At 70.1% G+C, this 17585-nt stretch carries 21 protein-coding genes; 11 read left to right on the plus strand and 10 right to left on the minus strand.

From position 1 onward, the window contains the following. Window positions 1-42: 42 nt before the first annotated feature. Window positions 43-1464, minus strand: a complete 1422-nt coding sequence (locus DW299_RS16370; protein ID WP_136037208.1) for an MFS transporter — start codon at window positions 1462-1464, stop codon at window positions 43-45. 98 nt (window positions 1465-1562) lie between these two features. After that, window positions 1563-2129: a TetR/AcrR family transcriptional regulator gene (locus DW299_RS16375; RefSeq protein ID WP_136037209.1), complete on the minus strand. Its 567-nt coding sequence runs from the start codon at window positions 2127-2129 to the stop codon at window positions 1563-1565. Window positions 2130-2284: 155 nt separating this feature from the next. On the opposite strand from DW299_RS16375, the gene DW299_RS16380 reads away from it, so the two are divergent. Beyond that, window positions 2285-3781, plus strand: a complete 1497-nt coding sequence (locus DW299_RS16380; RefSeq protein ID WP_136037210.1) for a SulP family inorganic anion transporter — start codon at window positions 2285-2287, stop codon at window positions 3779-3781. An 88-nt stretch (window positions 3782-3869) separates the two neighbouring features. Here DW299_RS16380 and DW299_RS16385 read toward each other — a convergent pair whose 3' ends face one another. Then, window positions 3870-4061 carry a hypothetical protein gene (locus DW299_RS16385; RefSeq protein WP_136037211.1) on the minus strand — a complete coding sequence of 64 codons (192 nt, stop codon included), beginning with the start codon at window positions 4059-4061 and terminating at the stop codon, window positions 3870-3872. 115 nt (window positions 4062-4176) lie between these two features. Between DW299_RS16385 and DW299_RS16390 the strand changes: the two genes are divergently transcribed. Further along, complete coding sequence (locus tag DW299_RS16390) at window positions 4177-5190, plus strand: restriction endonuclease (RefSeq protein ID WP_240745434.1); 1014 nt, start codon at window positions 4177-4179, stop codon at window positions 5188-5190. A gap of 161 nt (window positions 5191-5351) precedes the next feature. Here DW299_RS16390 and DW299_RS16395 read toward each other — a convergent pair whose 3' ends face one another. Further along, complete coding sequence (locus DW299_RS16395; RefSeq protein ID WP_136037213.1) at window positions 5352-5963, minus strand: MerR family transcriptional regulator; 612 nt, start codon at window positions 5961-5963, stop codon at window positions 5352-5354. Between the two features lie 71 nt (window positions 5964-6034). Between DW299_RS16395 and DW299_RS16400 the strand changes: the two genes are divergently transcribed. Further along, window positions 6035-6544 (plus strand): DUF4188 domain-containing protein, encoded by a 510-nt coding sequence (locus DW299_RS16400; protein WP_136037214.1) that lies wholly within the window; start codon window positions 6035-6037, stop codon window positions 6542-6544. Here the strand turns inward: DW299_RS16400 and DW299_RS16405 are convergent. Further along, window positions 6541-7164: a hypothetical protein gene (locus tag DW299_RS16405; protein ID WP_136037215.1), complete on the minus strand. Its 624-nt coding sequence runs from the start codon at window positions 7162-7164 to the stop codon at window positions 6541-6543. The two genes, DW299_RS16400 and DW299_RS16405, sit on opposite strands and share 4 nt — an antisense overlap. 260 nt (window positions 7165-7424) lie before the next feature. Between DW299_RS16405 and DW299_RS16410 the strand changes: the two genes are divergently transcribed. Both DW299_RS16410 and DW299_RS16415 read left to right on the plus strand, forming a co-directional pair. Further along, window positions 7425-8876, plus strand: a complete 1452-nt coding sequence (locus DW299_RS16410; RefSeq protein WP_136037223.1) for an APC family permease — start codon at window positions 7425-7427, stop codon at window positions 8874-8876. Then, a complete protein-coding gene (locus DW299_RS16415; RefSeq protein WP_136034472.1) occupies window positions 8873-9070 on the plus strand; it encodes a hypothetical protein in 198 nt (65 codons plus the stop codon). The genes DW299_RS16410 and DW299_RS16415 overlap by 4 nt, the downstream gene beginning before the upstream one ends. A 38-nt stretch (window positions 9071-9108) precedes the next feature. On the opposite strand, the gene DW299_RS16420 is transcribed toward DW299_RS16415, so the two are convergent. After that, complete coding sequence (locus tag DW299_RS16420) at window positions 9109-9504, minus strand: hypothetical protein (protein WP_136037216.1); 396 nt, start codon at window positions 9502-9504, stop codon at window positions 9109-9111. Window positions 9505-9672: 168 nt separating this feature from the next. Continuing rightward, window positions 9673-10245, minus strand: coding sequence for a TetR/AcrR family transcriptional regulator (locus DW299_RS16425; RefSeq protein ID WP_240745435.1), 573 nt, complete (start codon window positions 10243-10245; stop codon window positions 9673-9675). A gap of 75 nt (window positions 10246-10320) precedes the next feature. On the opposite strand from DW299_RS16425, the gene DW299_RS16430 reads away from it, so the two are divergent. Together DW299_RS16430 and DW299_RS16435 are read left to right on the plus strand one after the other, a co-directional pair. Continuing rightward, window positions 10321-11322 carry an SDR family NAD(P)-dependent oxidoreductase gene (locus DW299_RS16430; RefSeq protein WP_136037217.1) on the plus strand — a complete coding sequence of 334 codons (1002 nt, stop codon included), beginning with the start codon at window positions 10321-10323 and terminating at the stop codon, window positions 11320-11322. Between the two features lie 133 nt (window positions 11323-11455). Beyond that, on the plus strand, window positions 11456-12145 hold the full coding sequence (locus DW299_RS16435; RefSeq protein WP_168443172.1) for a nucleotidyltransferase domain-containing protein: 690 nt from the start codon (window positions 11456-11458) through the stop codon (window positions 12143-12145). Between the two features lie 3 nt (window positions 12146-12148). Here DW299_RS16435 and DW299_RS16440 read toward each other — a convergent pair whose 3' ends face one another. Next, window positions 12149-13018, minus strand: a complete 870-nt coding sequence (locus DW299_RS16440) for an NmrA family NAD(P)-binding protein (RefSeq protein ID WP_136037219.1) — start codon at window positions 13016-13018, stop codon at window positions 12149-12151. An 83-nt stretch (window positions 13019-13101) separates the two neighbouring features. On the opposite strand from DW299_RS16440, the gene DW299_RS16445 reads away from it, so the two are divergent. Next, entirely contained in the window at window positions 13102-13833 is a 732-nt protein-coding gene (locus tag DW299_RS16445) for a helix-turn-helix transcriptional regulator (protein ID WP_136034482.1), read from the plus strand. Between the two features lie 167 nt (window positions 13834-14000). Next, entirely contained in the window at window positions 14001-14375 is a 375-nt protein-coding gene (locus DW299_RS16450) for a VOC family protein (protein ID WP_136037220.1), read from the plus strand. Window positions 14376-14468: 93 nt separating this feature from the next. Here DW299_RS16450 and DW299_RS16455 read toward each other — a convergent pair whose 3' ends face one another. Together DW299_RS16455 and DW299_RS16460 are read right to left on the minus strand one after the other, a co-directional pair. Further along, window positions 14469-15203: a 3-keto-5-aminohexanoate cleavage protein gene (locus DW299_RS16455; RefSeq protein WP_240745436.1), complete on the minus strand. Its 735-nt coding sequence runs from the start codon at window positions 15201-15203 to the stop codon at window positions 14469-14471. Further along, entirely contained in the window at window positions 15200-15427 is a 228-nt protein-coding gene (locus tag DW299_RS16460; RefSeq protein WP_136034486.1) for a hypothetical protein, read from the minus strand. Before DW299_RS16460 ends, DW299_RS16455 begins: the two co-directional genes overlap by 4 nt. 206 nt (window positions 15428-15633) lie before the next feature. Between DW299_RS16460 and DW299_RS16465 the strand changes: the two genes are divergently transcribed. After that, entirely contained in the window at window positions 15634-16656 is a 1023-nt protein-coding gene (locus DW299_RS16465) for a LacI family DNA-binding transcriptional regulator (protein ID WP_136037221.1), read from the plus strand. Window positions 16657-16731: 75 nt separating this feature from the next. Beyond that, window positions 16732-17585: ROK family protein (locus tag DW299_RS16470; RefSeq protein WP_136037222.1), on the plus strand; the 854-nt coding region annotated here is incomplete at its 3' end.

A 17585-nucleotide genomic window follows, 5' to 3' on the forward strand; every position in this document is an offset into this window, starting at 1 on the left:
CGCGCGCGCCCGGAGGCGACGCGCGGGGCGGACTGCCGCACCTCAGCGGCGGCGCCACACCGCGACGGTTCCCGCGCCGATCACGGCGAGCGCGGCGGCGCCGAGGAAGAGCCAGGAGAAGCCGCCCGTCATCGCCTCGGCGGCAGGGACACCGGCGGCATCGAGCGCCGAGGTGCGCAGTCCCGCGATCGTTCCGAGGACCGCGAGGCCGACCGCACCCCCGATCTGCTGGCTGGTGTTGATGAGTCCGCCCGCCAGTCCCGCCTCTCCCCCGTCGACCCCGTCGACCGCGAGCTGGGTCGTGGCGACGAACGCGCCCCCGAGTCCGATGCCGATCAGCAGCGTCGGGCCGAGCAGGTGGACGAGGAAGACCGCATCGGACGGAGCGAGCGCGAGCCACACGAGCCCACCGGCGAGCACGAGGAGCGAGGCGGTCAGCACGCGTCGAGCGCCGGCACGACCGATCAGCGCCGGGACGACGCCCGCCACAACGACCAGGGCACCGGCGAGCGGCAGCTGGGTGAGGCCGGTCGTGAGGGCGTCGTACCCGAGCACGGCCTGCATGAACACGGAGAGCGCGAAGAACAGCGCGACCATGGCGGCGCCGCCGAGCAGCATCACGACGTTGCCGAGGGCGAGGTCGCGGTTGCGGAACACCGCCAGCGGGAGGAGCGGCTCCGGCGCGCGACGCTCGATCAGGAGGAAGGCCGCGCCGAGCACGAGCGCGACGGCGAAGAGCGCGAGGGGCAGCGGGTGGACGAAGCCGAGCTGCTCGACCGCGCTGAACGCCCCGACGAGGGCGACGAGTGCCGCGGTCACGCTGATCGCACCGGCAGCGTCGAGGCGACCGGAGGCGCGGACCGTGTCGCGGGTGATGAGGAGCGGGACGGCGATGAGCACGAGCGCTCCGACCGGGACGTTCACGAAGAACACCGACTGCCACCCGAGGGTCGCGGTGAGCACGCCGCCGAGGAGCACGCCGGCCGCGGAGCCGATGCCCGCGACGGCACCCCAGACGCCGATCGCTCTGGTGCGTTCGGCGTCGTCGGGGAAGAGATGCGTGAGCAGGGCGAGGGCCGCGGGGGCGAGCAGCGCGGCGGATGCCCCCTGGAGTGCGCGCGCGGCGAGGAGCATCTCGGGCACGATCGAGAGCCCCGCGAGGGCCGAGGCGACGACGAACCCCGCGGTGCCGAGCAGGAACACGCGGCGGTGGCCGTAGCGGTCGGCGAGCCGCCCGCCGAGGAGCAGGAGCCCACCGAACGCGAGCACGTAGGCGGTGATGACCCATGCGAGCGCGGCCGTGCCCATGCCGAGCTGCTGCCCGAGCACCGGAAGGGCGATGTTGACGATGGAGGCGTCGAGCACCACGAGGAACTGCGCGAGCGCGAGCACGCTCAGGGCGAGCCAGCGGCGGGTGCTGCGCAGAGGGGCTGCGGCGGAGGTGAGCGGAGTGAGGGTGGTCATGGTTCTCTCTTCTCTGTCGTGTCGGTCGGTGTGGATTCATGGGGAGTGATTACTCACTCACTCTCGCGAGCACGCGAAAGGGTGCGACCGCGGGCGGCTCACTCGGGGTGGGTGATGCCCGCAGTCAGGAGGGCGACCCAGTCCTCGGGCCGTCCGTCGAGCTGCGTGGTGACGATGAGATGGCAGAGCTGCCCGTAGGCGATGAAGCGCTGCACGTCCTCGTCGCTGCCCCCGGAGCGGGACTGGACGTACGTGGTGATGCGCCCCAGCCCCGCGCGCAGCGCTTCACCGATCACCTCGATGTCGGCCACGGACTGCGCGTGCACCTGGAGCATGAGCAGCGTGCGGTCGGAGATGAGGTGCGCGTAGGCATCGCCCATCGCCTCGAGCACGCTGGCGGGCTTCTGGTCCCGCGCGGCGTCGGCACCCTCCTCGAGGGCGACGAGGATCGCGTCGAAGCACGCGTCGAGCGCGGCGACGAAGAGCGCCTCCTTGCCGGAGTACAGCTTGAACACGTAGGCCGGGGAGATCTTCGCCTCGCCCGCGACATCCGCCACGGTCGTGCCGTGGAAGCCCCGGCGCGCAAACGCACGCAGAGCCGCAGCAGCCACGAGCGGACGGCGGGCGTCGGCCGTGGAGAGGACGGAGCTTCGGGTGGCGGGCATGAGAGTGACTGTACACTCACTCTTGCGGGCGGGGCAAGAGGTGTGGTGATTGTGGGGGGTGAAGCGGCAGGGCGATGGGACTTCCGGGTCGGTGTGTCCGCATAGGCTGGATCGTCTGCCTCTTCCTCTGAGGCACCTTCCCCCTGGAGCCCCCATTGTCTGCAACGACGGCCATCGACCGCGCCCGCTATCGCGACCACCCGTCGGTGCTCACGGCGCTGAAGAACCCGCGGATGCTGACGCGCGAGGTGCTCGCCGGGCTCGTCGTGGGGCTGGCGCTGATCCCGGAGGCGATCGCGTTCTCGGTGATCGCGGGGGTGGACCCGAAGGTGGGACTGTTCTCGTCGTTCATCATGGCGGTGTCGATCGCGTTCCTCGGCGGGCGCCCGGCGATGGTGACCGCGGCGACCGGGGCCGTGGCGCTCGTGATCGCGCCGGTCGCGCCGACGTACGGGCTGGACTACTTCATCGCGACGGTCATCCTCGCCGGGATCTTCCAGGTCGTGCTCGGAGTGCTCGGGGTCGCGAAGCTCATGCGGTTCATCCCCCGCAGCGTCATGGTCGGGTTCGTGAACGCGCTGGCGATCTTCGTCTTCAGCTCGCAGTTCCCCCAGCTGATCGACGTGCCGTGGCTCGTGTATCCGCTCGTGGCGCTCGGCATCGTCGTGATGCTGGTGATGCCGAAGCTCACGAAGGTCGTGCCGGCGCCGCTCGTGTCGGTGATCATCGTGACCGGGGTGGTGCTCGCGTTCGGCATCACGGTGCCCACGGTCGGCGATCAGGGCGAACTGCCGCGGAGCCTGCCGGAGCTCTTCATCCCGAGCGTGCCGCTCACGTGGGAGACGTTCACGATCATCGCGCCGTTCGCCCTCGGGGTGGCGCTGGTCGGGCTGATGGAGTCGCTGCTCACCGCGAAGCTCGTCGACGAGATCACCGACACCCACTCGAACAAGACGCGCGAGTCGTGGGCGCAGGGCGTCGCGAACGTGTTGTCGGGGATCTTCGGCGGCATGGGCGGCTGTGCCGTGATCGGTCAGACCATGATCAATGTGAAGGCCTCGGGCGCCAGGACCCGCATCTCCACGTTCTGCGCCGGGGTGTTCCTGGTCCTGCTGGTGGTGGTGTTCGGCGACTTCGTCGGGACCATTCCGATGGCGGCGCTCGTGGCCGTGATGGTGATGGTCGCGATCGGGGCGTTCGACTGGCACTCGATCAAGCCGTCGACGCTGAAGCGCATGCCGAAGAGCGAGACCTTCGTGATGCTTGCCACGGTCGTGCTCGTGCTGATCACGCACAACCTGGCGGTGGGCGTTGTGGGCGGCGTGCTGGTCGCGTCGGTGCTGTTCGTCCGGCGGGTGGCGCACTTCGTGACGGTGACGCGTTCGGTTGCGGGCGACGTGGTGACGTATGTCGTGCAGGGGGAGTTGTTCTTCGCGTCGAGCAACGACCTCACGACGCTGTTCTCCTACACGGACGACCCATCCCGCGTTGTTGTTGATCTGTCGGGATCGCACGTGTGGGATGCGTCGACCGTCGCCGCGTTGGACGCGATCGAGACGAAGTACGCCGCGTTGGGGAAGACGGTGGAGATCGTCGGGATGAATGACTCGAGCGGCACCATGCACGGGCGGCTGACGGGCGGGTTCGAGTAGGGGGCGCGCCACCTCTGGTTGCTGAGCGAGGGTGCGCAGCGACCGTGACGAAGCACGCCCCGGGGTAAAGCATGCCGAAGGGTGGCTACTATCCGATGTCGATCCGGGTGATTCGGTCTGTCCGCCGCCACGGAACAGGAAACGGTGTGAGAAGAACGCCGTCCGGGAAGTCGCCCTTGATGGACTCCTGATAATCCTCGGCGTCGGCGGCATTGTCGAAGACACCGAGGATGTTCTCGTCTGGTCCACTGTCGTGATACACGATCCATACGGTCGTCATTGGCGGGATTCTCCTTCGCGCATTGTCGCCTCCCCATCTTGCTGGCCTCGCGTGCGGCATGATGAGGCGGAGACCACAAACAGTATCCGGGAGCGATCGAATGAATGTCTGGGGCGTGCACAACAACGTGCTCACCAACGAACTCACCGACGAGGGGTTCATCAGCATCGGGTGGGACGAGCTCGACTCACTGTCCGACATTCCCGGTGGGCGCGAGGGGCTCAAGTCCAGGTTGAGCGAACTCTATCCCGACGCCAAGCCGCGTTCTATTGCAGGACAGGCGGGAACACTCGTGCGGTTCCGTGACGACATGCAGGTCGGCGACGTGATCGTGGCTCCCTACCGCCCGAACTCGACCATCAACATCGGCATCGTCACGAGTCCCTACTACTTCGAGGCCGGCGCGCCCATCCATCGGCACCGGCACAGGGTCGAGTGGAAGCAGCTTGGGCTTCCACGAACGGTGTTCACGCAATCGGCGCTTTACGAGATCGGGTCCGTGCTTGCTGTCTTCCGGGTTCGCAATCACGCCGACGAGTTCTTGGCCGCATTGAACAGCGCGGGCGAGTCGGTCGAGCAGGTGTCGGTGGCTGTCGAGAAGAAGGTCATCGAGTCAGAGACGACGAATGACACAGACGATGAGCCGCGAGCCTCGCGCATTGAACGTCACACCCGGGACTTCGTTCTCGAAGCGCTCCACAAGCGACTCACGCACCAAGAGTTCGAGGACTTCACGGCCGCGCTCCTTCGCGCTCTGGGCTACCAGGCTCGGGTAACGCAATACTCTCAGGACGGGGGCGTCGACGTGATCGCCCATCGCGATCCGCTGGGTGTCGAGCCGCCACTCATCAAGGTGCAGTGCAAGCATCACACCGGCACGATTGGCTCACCCGAAGTGCAGCAGCTCATCGGCACGCAGGGGCTGGGGGAACTGTCGCTCTTCGTGACCCTTGGCTCCTATACGCGTGACGCCCTGGCCATCGAGCGGCAGCGTCCGGGTCTTCGACTTCTCACCGGCGAGGACCTCGTGACCATGGTGCTCGAGAACTACGACAAGCTCCCGCAACGGTGGCGGGCGGAGATTCCGCTCACGAGCGTGCTCGTCGTGTCAGACAGCGCCGAAGACTGAACGTCCCATCTCCGGCCCATGCCGGTGGCCCCAGAGATCCAGACCGACCGCCTTCGAACGGGCGGTAGGAGAGGCGATAATGTCGATCTTGCGCGGCATCCGGTCGACAGCGATCCCGGTGGGAGATACGACCGTCGCGTAGCGACGCGTCGCCGCTGCATTCAGGAGCTAGCCCCGAACCGCTCCCCCGAGCTCACCTGCTGCGCCACTCGCCGCAGCGCCAGCAACAACGGCTCCACCAGCACCGACCCCAACACCACGTACCGCACCGCCGCCTCCGCGGACTCCCCCGGCACCCCCGCGATTTCGGCATCCGCGATGCGCCGCGCCGACCGCAGGTACTCGCGCATCACGGCCTTCGGCACGACGAAGCCCGCGCGCTCCAAGCCATCCAACGCCCGGGCGACCGCGTGCAGCACCGCCTCGTCGCACATCCCCGGCTTCCACCCGAGCCCCTCGACCAGGGCTTCAGCCTCCGCCAGATCCACAGACTCCTCCACCGACGGGGTGATCGCGGCGTGCGCGGTCCCCAGTAGCTCGTGCGGATTCGCGGGCGGGTCGTCCAGCGCGCCGAGCACCCGGCGCGTCTCGGCGATGCTCACGCCGGCGTCGAGCAGCGCCCGGATCACCCGCAGCCGCTCCACGTGCTTCTCGCCGTACGCGGCCTGGGTCGGCGAAGACCGCTCGCCCTCGGGGAGCAGCCCCTCGCGCAGGTAGTACTTGATCGTCGGCACGGTCACGCCGGTCTGCGCCGACAGTTCGGAAATCCTCATGGCCACCTCTTGACATCGATAGTAGCGCTATCCAGTATGGATAGTGAAGCTATCCAATCGAAGGAGGCACCATGTCCCAGGTCGTCACGGGTCGCATGACCCACCACCACGACGGCGAGCTCGTCGTGTTCCACATCGGGATGCAGATCAACCGCTGGTGGCGGCCCGACCTGTGGCTGCCCGCGTTCGTCGCGATGCCCCGGATGCTCCGCGAGCTCAGCACCGACCACGACTCCGGGCTGCTCGGCTACCAGCTGCTCCTCGGATCGGGCGGCCCCTACGTCGTGCAGTTCTGGTCGTCGGTCGAGAAGCTCTACGCCTACGCCTCGAACCCGAACCAGGAGCACCGCCCCGCCTGGACCGCCTTCAACCGCGCCGCCCGCAAGGCCCCCGGCGCCGTCGGGGTGTGGCACGAGACGTTCCTGGTCGACACCGCCGAGAGCGTCTACGTCTCCACCAAGCGCATGGGACTCGCCGCCGCCACGCAGCACGTCGAGGTGCCCCGCCGCCACGACCGCGCCCAGGCGCGCTTCACCGACGGACGGACGGAGGCGACGAAGCCGCTGCCGTTGGAGAATTAGACGCCCGCTTGCACGCCAGACCCGTCACCCACCGACGGAGTGCCGGTCAGCTGTTCCAGACCGCGCTCCGGAGTCCAGCACCAGGCCTGTTTCATCGGATCCTCGAATGTGATGCTGGTCACCGCGTATCGCTCCGCGTAGAGAAGCGGTTCGTAGGCGAGAGCCGATCGCGCAACCTCCGGTTCCGCCCACGGTTTCGGCGAACCCGCGTCCGTACTCCTCAGCACGTACGACCCCGGCGGCAACGAGGTGAAGGTGATCGCGCCGCCGGCTCCCCTGGCGTTCGAGTTGCCGCGTGTCTCGATCCGCACGCCCCGGAAGACCGTCGCACCCTGCCCAGCGTTGGTCACGTACACCCCGAAGCACTTCTTCCTACCCTCGTGCCAGACGACCCACCAGGCCTGCAGCTGCCGCGCGATGCTCGCGTGCTCTCGCGACTCCTCGCGCACTCGAGCTTCGTCGGCGAAGGTCCTGGCATCCCTCCGCGCCTGATCGGCCGTGGCGTTGGCAGCTCGAGCTGTCCTCAAGGCGCCGAGGCTGACCCCCGCCGCGACGATCGCCCCGACCGCGCCGAGTCCTTCGAACCAGCTACCGAAAGGGATGCCTGCGAAATCCAACATCCACCGACGATAGGACGTTCACTTCGTCGATCGAGCGAGCGACCCGATATGGAGGGTGTGGCCGCCTCGAAGCACACACCGACCGGCGCCGCAACGTATATTGCCGCCCGCCGTCGGCGCGGGTAGCGTGCCACTGGTCCCCTCGGCAGACAGGCGCTCCACCCGGCGCCGCCCCCGGCCGCGGACGACCCCGCGCGTGCACCCGCGTGCGGCACAGGACCTCGCGCAGCACCCTGCGCGAGCCCGACCGGAAGGCGATGATGCCCGACACCTCGAAGACCCCGTCCCGCTCGGTCTGGCGGCGCAAGCCCGTCAGCGACATGACGGAGGAGGCCGCGCGCAGCGGCCTGCACAAGTCGCTCGGCCTGTGGCAGCTCACGGCGATCGGCGTCGGCGGCATCATCGGCGTCGGGATCTTCTCGCTCGCCGGACTCGTCGCACACGGCGACGCCGCCAACCCGGGTGTGGGACCGGCCGTGCTCATCTCGTTCCTCATCGCCGGGCTCGCCTCCGCGGCCGCCGCCCTGTCGTACGCCGAGTTCGCCGGCATGATCCCCCGCGCCGGCTCCGCCTACAGCTACGGGTACGTCGCGCTCGGCGAAGTCGTCGGCTGGTTCATCGGCTGGGACCTCCTGCTCGAATACGTCGCCATCGTCGCGGTGGTCGCCATCGGCATCGCCGGCTACCTCGACGCGTTCCTCTCCGGGTTCGGCATCCACCTGCCGCTCTCCGTCACCGAGACCGCCGACGTGCCGGGCGGCGCCATCAACGTGCCCGCGATCGTGATCTGCCTGCTCGTGACGTTCCTCCTCAGCCGCGGCACCCAGACGTTCGGACGCTTCGAGCTCGTCGCCGTCGCCATCAAGATCGCGCTGATCCTCGGCATCGTCGGCCTCGGCATCTTCTACATCAACACCGAGAACTACGACCCCTTCATGCCCAGCGGCTTCGGCCCCGTCTTCACCGGCGCCGCCACCGTGTTCTTCGCTGTGTTCGGCTACGACGCCATGAGCACCGCCGCCGAAGAGGCCAAGGACGGCCGCAAGCACATGCCGAAGGCCATCATCCTGTCGCTCATCATCGCGATGCTGCTGTACGTCGCCGCGACCCTCGTGCTCACCGGCATGCAGAACTACACCGAGATCGACCCCAAGGCCGGCTTCGCCTCCGCGTTCACCGGCGTGGGCCTGCCCGTCGTCGCCGCCATCATCTCCGTGTTCGCGGTGCTGTCGATCCTCACCGTCATGCTCACCTTCCTCCTCGGCGCGACCCGCGTCTGGTTCTCGATGAGCCGCGACGGACTCCTCCCCGGCTGGTTCAGCAAGGTCGACCGCCGGGGCGTGCCGCAGCGCGTCACCTGGATCGCCGGCATCGCCTCCGCCTTCTTCGCCGGCGTCTTCCCCATCCGCGCAGTCGCCGACCTGACGAACATCGGCATCCTCGCCGCGTTCGTCGTGGTGTGCGTCGCGGTGATCGTGTTCCGCTACACGAAGCCCGACGCCCCGCGCACCTTCCGCCTGCCCTTCATGCCGGTGGTCCCGATCATCGGCGTCGGCTTCTCCCTGTTCCTCATCTCCCAGCTGCACTGGGAGACCTGGCTGCGCTTCGCCGTCTGGCTCGTGATCGGCCTGATCATCTACTTCCTCTACGGCCGCCGCCACTCCCTCATGAACCCCGACAGCCCCCGGCACCGCGCGGAGAAGAAGTCGTGAGCGGGAGCCCGACCCGCGGAACCGCCCGGGAGCGGGGAACGGTCGTCGCGCTGGTGCTGCTCGGCACGGCGCTTCCGACGGTCGCGACCCTCCCGCTGTTCCACGACGTCGCGTGGGTCCTCTGGCTCGCTGCTCTGATACTTCTCGGAGTCGCGTTGGCTGTGGTGGGAAAGGTGCTCCGCAGACGCGGCTAGCCAGAAGCGATCACTCGTTCGTCTCCGAACCGCGGCCGCTATTCCGTCCCGGACGCGGATCCCATCCTGATCGCCGAGTTCACGTACAACCCCGCCACGAGAACCAGCACGACACCTCCCACGAAGACGAGTGGCGGATTCGGGAACTGCCCCGCAGCGATCGACGCGCACGCTCCCTGCGCGAAGAAGAACAGAGCAAGCGCGATGCTCATGCGGCGGGCGTACGTCATCCTCCACCACGGTCTCCTGGCGTCCGACTCTGCCGGCCCGCGAAATGTTCGCGCCGACACGATCGCCGCGGAAACGAGCGCCACGACGGCCCAGATGACGCCGAGCTCGAAGCTGACGACGCTCAGAGGGACAAGGACAAGCGGAATTCCGATCACGACAACGAGGACATATCCGACCTGCCCCGAGGGCTCCTTGATGCGCATTGCTGTCTCCCTTCCCCCGACCGCGGTGAAGGGCGTGCTCGCGAAATCTGACGCGACGCATCCCCGCACAGCCCCCGCGATCGATTCGTCATGAACGCTGGCACAGGGGTCGATGCGGAGTCCAGAAAAGTGCACACCCTCCGGCCGTTGTATATCGGTGGTGGTGGCTCAGCCCTGGGCAATCCCGCGGAGGAGCAGGAGCACCGTCTCCTCCACGCGCTCGGCGCTCAGGGGCCGACCGATCAGTGCGGCGTACGAGGCCATCGCGATGAACTGATCCGCGATCGCGGCGGCGTCCACGTCCTCCCGCACAACACCGGCCGCACGACCGCGCGCGATGCGGTCGCCGACCCACTGGCGGATCGGCGCCGCGAGCTTCTCGTTCAACACCAGCCCGAGCTCGGGGTCGGCCGCGGTCACCTCGATCAGCGCCCGCGCGAGCGCCACCCCCTGCGGCCGGGCGAGCCCCGCGGACACCGCCGTGAACCAGGCCCGCAGATCCGCGTCGAGGTCGTCGGTCATCGGTACCGTCACGTCCGCGCCTGGCAGGGTGCCCTCGAGCAGCGCCTCGCCGAGGATCGCGGCCTTCGTCTTCCACCACCGGTAGATGGTCTGCTTCGACACCCCGGCCGCCTCCGCAAGACCCTCGATCGTCACGGCCTCGTAGCCGTCCTCGGCGAGCGCGCGACGCATCGCGTCCAGCACGGACTGGCGGGCTTTCTCGCTGCGAGGTCGGGGCACCCATCGAGCGTACAGAGGCGTACACTGGAACATAAGTAGACGCACCGTTGCGAAACCCGAGCAAGGAGAAAGAGCATGGCCCTCACCGCACACTCCACCATCGGCGACTGGATGAACGACCCGACCGGCGGCCCGCTCATCCGGGGACTCTTCGAGCAGACGGGCGCCGACCCCGGGCTTCTCACCCCCGTGCTCGGCCTGCCCCTGCAGCAGCTCGTCGCCATGAGCCAGGGCCAGCTCCCGCAGTCGGTCGTCGACGACCTGGTGCGCGCCGCCAACAACGGCGAGATCCCCGAAGACGACGCCTCCGAGGGCTGGACCGAGAAGGTCACCGCCGGCCGCTTCGCCGGCAAGACCGTGATCGTCACGGGCGCCGCCTCCGGCATCGGCAAGGCCACCGCCTCCCGCATCGCCCGCGAGGGCGGCCGCGTGATCGCGAGCGACATCGCCGCCGAGAAGCTCGGCGCCCTCACGGCCGAGCTCCCGGAGGCCGACATCGTCACGGTCGCGGGCGACCTCACGAAGCAGGAGGCCATCGACGCCGTCCTCGCCGCCGCGGGCGACCGCATCGACGGCCTCGCCAACGTCGCCGGCATCAACGACGACTTCTCCCCCGCGGGCGAGACCCCCGACGCCGTCTGGGACCGCGTCATCGCGATCAACCTCACCGCCCCGTTCAAGCTCATGCGCGCGGTCATCCCCGTGATGGAGAAGGCCGGACACGGCGCGATCCTCAACGTCTCGAGCGAGGCCGGCCTCCGCGGCAACGCCTCGGGCAACGCCTACACGGCCAGCAAGCACGGCATCATCGGCGTCACCAAGTCGGCCGCCTTCATGTACGGACCGAAGGGCATCCGCGTGAACTCCGTCGCCCCCGGCGGTGTCGCCACCGGCATCCCGATGCCCCCGCACATGTCGGAGTACGGTTCCGGGCGCCTCGCCCCGTTCCAGCAGGCCATCCCCACCGTCGCGACCGCCGAGCACCTGGCCGCGTCGATCACGTTCCTGCTGTCGGACGACGCCGTGAACATCAACGGCGCCATCCTCGCCTCGGACGGCGGCTGGTCCGTCCAGTAACGCGACTGCGTGAGACCGACGCCCCCGCCGACCCGAACGGCGGGGGCGTTACTCGTGTGCGGGCGCGGGTCTGATGCGGCAGGTGAGAGCGGCCTGCGCCCGGGGCGAGGTGCACTGTCGTTACGATGCCCGGATGACGTACCTCGACCTGTGTGAGCGCTTCATCGAGCGGGAGTTCCCGGCGGCGGAGATCGCGGTGATCGGCGGCAGCACGGCCCGCGGCGACCGGACGGCCTCCAGCGACATCGACCTCCTCGTGATCGGCGACGCGCTGTTTCCGAACGGCGGGACGAGCCTGGCCGCGACCTACCGCTTCGAGGGAGAGATCTTCGAGGTGTTCGCGTACACGCACGACGGCTACCGGGAATGGGCGCGCGGCGGGATCGATCAGCACCGGCCCGTCATCGTCCACATGCTCGTCGAAGGCGAAGAGGTGCGCGGCGGCCAGGCCCTCACCGCCCTCCGCGAGGAGTGGGGCGCGCGACTCGCAGACGGCCCGACCATGGACGAGCATGAGCTCGCGCTGCGGCGCTACATGATCACCGACCTGCTCGACGATCTGCGCGACGCCACCGACGACCTGGAGCGGAACGTCATCGCCTGGACGCTGTTCTCCCGGGTCGCGGAGCTCGTGCTGCTCACCGAACGGCACTGGATCGGAACGGGCAAGTACCTCCCGCGGCGGCTCCGCGACCTGGACCCCGCCCGCGCGGAGCGCCTCGCCGCACCCCTGCTCCACGGCGACCTCACCGCGTTCGCGGCACGCGCGGACGAGGAGCTCGCCCGTGCCGGGGGTCGCGTGCAGGACGGCTTCATGCGCTGACGGCTACACCACCCCCACAAGCTCGTCCCGCACCCAGGACCGCAGGGTCGTGGGGGTCGTGGTCACGAGCGAGCGCGGTTGCTCCGGGGTGAAGTCGTCGCGCAGCCCGGTGGACATGCCCAACACGGCCTCCGCCATAGCCTCCGGCATGCCCGCAGCCTGCAGGCCCTGACGCAGGTCGTCGTCGGCGATGCGCTCCACCGTGACCTCGCGGCCGAGCTCGTGCGTGAGGATGCCGGCGACCTGCGCCCAGCTCAGATCCTCCGGCCCGTGCACCGCCTGCACCCGCCGCCCGCTCCACTCGCGGTTGAGCAGGGTGAGCGCGGCGACCTCGGCGATGTCGCGCGGCGCCACCCACGGCATCGTCGAATCGAGCGGCAGCACCGTCGACAGCCGCCCGGCCCGCAGCGACTCCGCGTCGAGCAGCAGGTTGCTGAAGAAGTAGCCGCAGCGCAGATGGGTCACAGCGATGCCCAGAGCGTCGAGCGCCACCTCGGTCGCGGCGAGCCCGTCGATCTCGCCCGCGCCGTGACGCTTCTCGGCACCGACGCTGCTCTGGAACACCACCCGCCCGATGCCGTTCCGCGCGACCGCGCCCACCAGGGCGTCCGTCGCCCGCGCGTAGTCGGCGAGCGGATCCTCCGACATCACCGACGGATCCACCCAGTACAGGGCGTCCACGCCCCGGGTCGCGGCGCTCACCTCCTCGGCGTTCTGCGAGTCGGCGCGGGCGATCTCGACGTGCGGCCGCAGCTCCGCCGCGATGCGATCGGGGGTGCGCGTGAGGAGGAGCGGACGGACGCCGGCGCGCACCAGCATCCGCGTCAGGTGCCGGCCGACATGGCCGTTCGGGGTCGTGACAGCGATGCGCATGAGGGATCCTCTCGTTCGATGTCCGCCCACGTTAGAACCAGATACGGCCTGATCCTGGCCGTATCTCGCGGGATCATGGAGGCGTGGACACTCCGTCGAACCGCACGCTCCGTCTCCTGTCCCTCCTGCAGACCGGCGGCGAGTGGAGCGTGCCCGAGCTCGCCGCACGCCTGGAGGTGAGTGCCCGGACCGTCCGCCGCGATGCGCAACGCCTCCGCGACCTCGGCTACGACGTGCACTCCCGACCCGGACCCGGCGCCGCCTACCGCCTGCGCCCCGGCACCCGCATCCCTCCGCTGCTGCTCGACGCGGACGAGGTCACCACGATCATCACGGCTCTGCTCGTGCTCGAGACCGGAGACCCCGCCGACCCCGCGCCCGCGGTCGCCCGCGCCAAACTCGAACAGACCCTGCCGCCCGCGCTGCGCCGCCGAGCCGCCGCCACCGCCCTGTCGACGCAGATCCTCCAGCCGGAGACGGCCGCCGTGGACTGGGCACTCGTCGGCACCCTCGCCGACGCGGTCGCCCAGGGCTCGCGCCTCACCTTCGACTACACCGACCAGCACGGCACCGCCTCCGCGCGGACCATCGAGCCGCACCGCCACGTGCGGCGGACGTCGCGGTGGTACGTCGTGGCATTCGACCTCGATCGCGACGACTGGCGGCTGTTCCGCCTCGACCGGATGCGGCACGCGCGGATCCTTCCGGGCACGCACACCCCGCGTGACTTCCCCTTCGCGTCGGTGGAGGCGTGGCTCACGAGCGACTTCGGGCGGACGGACGCGGCGGCGCCGGGATCCGCAGGAGTGATGTGAGTTGTGGTGAGCCGCGGTGCGCGGGCTGCGGGTGCGGGGTGCGGGCTACGGGGTGAGACGGAGGAGACTCGCGCGCAGACGCGCACGCCGCCCGGGTCCGCGGAGCGCACCCGCATCGGTCCGCAAGGCCCTGTCCCCCCTCCCGAGCCGCCCGTACACTCCCGGGCATGCTGAAGATCGTGTCGATCGTGATACGCGTGAACGACCTCCCGGCCCAGGCCGCGTTCTGGAAGGCCGCCCTCGACTATGTGGAGCGCGACCCCGCCGAGGACGACTGGCTCGTGCTGAAACCGCGCGATGCCGAGACGCCGTGCATCGCGCTCGACGCCCACCACTCCGAGCGGGTGCTGCCGCCGCGCATCCATCTCGACATCTACGCCGAAGACCAGGCCGCCGAGGTCCGGCGACTGGCCGGGCTCGGGGCGCGCGAGGTGCGCTGGGACGGCCGGCCCGACGACGCGGACTACATCATCATGGAAGACCCCGAGGGCAACCGCTTCTGCATCGTCGACCGCCCGGAGTGGCGCGGCTGGGAGGCCTGAGCCGGCCCGGATGCGGGCCGTGCGGGGTGGGAAACGCACCGGAAGCCGCCCGGGGAGGAGCGGTTTCGACCCCGCACGCCACCGGGCCCGGGGTCACACCCCGGCGCCGCGGGCGCGAGCCGCCCGGACGAGGGCGGCGTTGCCGGGGGCATCGGTGCCGTCGGGAAGCAGCAGCACGTCCTCCAGGCCGATCCGCGTGTCGAGCCCGAGCTCCACGGCGAGGTCGAGCGCGGGCCAGGCCGACCGCTCCTCCCCGTGCAGCAGGATCGGCAGGTCGGGCTCCTCCTTGGCCACGTGCGCGACCAGGCCCTCCGCGTGCGCACGCACCACCTCGGCCGCCTCGTCGGGCAGCTCGACGAGCACCCGCACACAGTCCCCGCGCACCGGCGAGTGCCGCCACACCTCCAGGCCCGCCGCGTCCCAGATCCCCGCCTCCACGCCGATCCCGCGACGCCGCAGCAGGGCGGCCACCTCATCGGCCCCCGCCTCGTGCCAGTTCACCGAGGCGTAGTCGGGCAGCTCGGTCCACGACTCGATCGCGGCGAGCCGTCGCGACACGTCGGGCTCCGCCCATGCACCGGTCGTCACGCCCACGGGCACACCGGGGCATGCCGCGCGGACGGCCCCGAGCCACCGCTGCACGTCCCGCGAGTCGAGCGAATCCCGGCCCGACGCATCCTTCGGGTGCACGTGCACCTCCGCCGCACCGGCCTCGAGCGCCGCCGCGGCGTCTTGCGCGACCACCGTCTCGTCGGCGCTCAGCCACGGATGCGACGCCACCTCGCGCGCGCCGTTCGCGCACACCTGCAGCAGCATCGGTGCGGTCACCACATCAGGTCGCGCGGGTGCGCCTCGTTCGGAGCGACATCCTCGGACGGCCCTTCCTCGGTGCGCACGAAGTGCTGCACCTGACGCGCGACCGCCGCCCCGCGACCGACCTTCACCGCCTCGTCCATCGACTCGAAGCTGCTCCCGAGCGTGTGCGACTCGCCCTGGATGCGGTTGAACCAGATCCCATTGCGCGAGAAGGTCTCGATGTCACCTGCGGCCATGCCCCTGCCTTTCGTCGTCCCTCCTTTCTACGTGGGGCAACCGACAGCGAAGAGGGCCTTGACACCGTGTTTCCGCCCACGGCGCCGGCCGCATCTGCGCACAACTCCTCCGATCCACGGCGGACCTCGCGCACCCTGACCGCCGCCGCGCGGCTTCGCTGATAACGTTCCCTTCAGATCGCGGACACCACGGCTCGGAGGCAGGAATGAGCGAGAGGGCGCACCGGCCGACCGTGAAGGAGGTCGCCCAGCGCGCGGGCGTCAGCCCCATGACGGTGTCACGCACGCTGTCCGGCGGCGTGAACGTGAAGCCCGAGGTGCAGCAGCGGGTGCTCGCCGCGGTCGCCGAGCTCGGGTATCACCGCAACGAGAACGCCCGCAGCATCCGCCCTGGTCACAGCAGCGGACTCATCGGCGTCGCGATCACCAACATCGCCAACCCGTACTACAGCACCTTCGCACTCGGCGTGGAGGAGGAGGCCGCCCTCACCGGCCGCCGCATCCTGCTCGGCAACACCTCGGAGGACGCCGCCCGCGAGGCCGAGCTCGTCGGCGACTTCCTCGGGCGTCGCGTCGACGGACTCATCGTGGTGCCCGCGAGCACCACCTCCACGCACCTCGCGCACTCGCAGAACCAGGGCGTGCCGGTGGTGCTGGCCTCGCGCCGCATCGACGGGCTCGCGGCCGACAGCGTGGTGCTCGCCGACGAAGACGGCGCGTTCCGCGGCACGACGGCCCTGATCGACGGCGGTCACACCCGCATCGGTTATCTCGGCAACGCCCTGTCGATCTTCACCGGCGAGCGCCGCCATGCCGGGTTCGTGCGGGCGATGGAGACGCGCGGCCTCCGGGTCGACCCGCACCTGGTCGCCACGAACCAGCAGACCGTCGAGCAGGCGCGCGATGCCACCCGCGCGCTGCTGCGGGCCAAGAACCCGCCGACGGCGATCTTCTGCGCCAACAACCGCAACGCGATCGGCGCGCTCAAGGAGATCAGCACGCAGCTCGCCACGGGGCTTCGTGCTCCGGCCGACTTCCCCGAGCTGCTGAGCTTCGACGACTTCGAGCTCGCCGAGCTGTCGCCCGTGCCCATCAGCGTGATCGACCACGACCCGCGCGAGCTCGGTCGCACGGCCGCCCGCCTGCTGCTCGACCGTCTCGACGGCGGCGATCGCGAGGCGCCCGCCCGCGAGGTCGAGCTGCCGGTGTCGCTCCGCGGCGTGCGCTGAACCACCCCTCGCCGCGGACGGTTGACACTCCTCGCCCGCGTTGATAACGTTACCAATCATCGACGAGGAGGCCGGATGGAGCTGTGCATCGATTTCGGGGGAACCGAGATCAAGCTGGCCGTCATCGACGGCGACCGCGTCCTCGCGTCGAACCGGCTCCCCGTGCGCGGCACCGCCGCCGACCTCGCCGACGCGGCCCTCGACGCCCGCCGTCTCCTGAGCGAACTCGGTGCCGAGGCCGACGCCGTGGGCATCGCCGTCCCCGGCGTGGTCGACCCCGCGACCGGGCGCATGCGGCACGCGAACGCCAAGTACGACTTTCTCCGCGACTTCGACCTCGGCACCTGGGCCCGCGCGGAGTTCGGGCTGCCCGCCGTGGTGGAGAACGACGCCCGCGCGGCGCTGCTCGGCGAGACCTCCGCGGGCAGCGCCCTCGGCGAGCGCGACGCCGTGCTGGTCACACTGGGCACGGGCATCGGCACGGCCGCGCTCCTCGACGGGGTCGCGCTCCGCGGCCGCACGGGTCACGCGGGCATCCTCGGCGGACACCTCACGGTCGACCTCGACGGCCCCACCTGCCCGTGCGGCAACATCGGCTGCGGTGAAGCGCTCGCGAGCACCCGCGCCCTGCCGGCGGGCGTGAGCATGACCGAGGTCTTCACGACCGACGCGCACCCCGAGCTCCGCGACCGCTTCCTGCACGTGTGGGGCGCGGTCGTCACGAGCCTCGTGCATTCCTACGACCCGGCCGTGGTGATCCTCTCCGGGGGCATCCTCCGCGCGGGCGCCGCGATCAGCACGCCCGTCGACGAGTACCTGCGCGCACACCTGTGGCCGTCGCTCACGCCCCCGCGCCTCGTCGTCCCACCCGAGCCGGAGCTCTCGGTCGCCCGCGGCCTCAGCGTCCTCGCCCGCGCCGCCGCGGCGTC

The sequence above is a fragment of the Microbacterium sp. K35 genome (assembly GCF_004794375.1).
Classification (GTDB): domain Bacteria; phylum Actinomycetota; class Actinomycetes; order Actinomycetales; family Microbacteriaceae; genus Microbacterium; species Microbacterium sufflavum.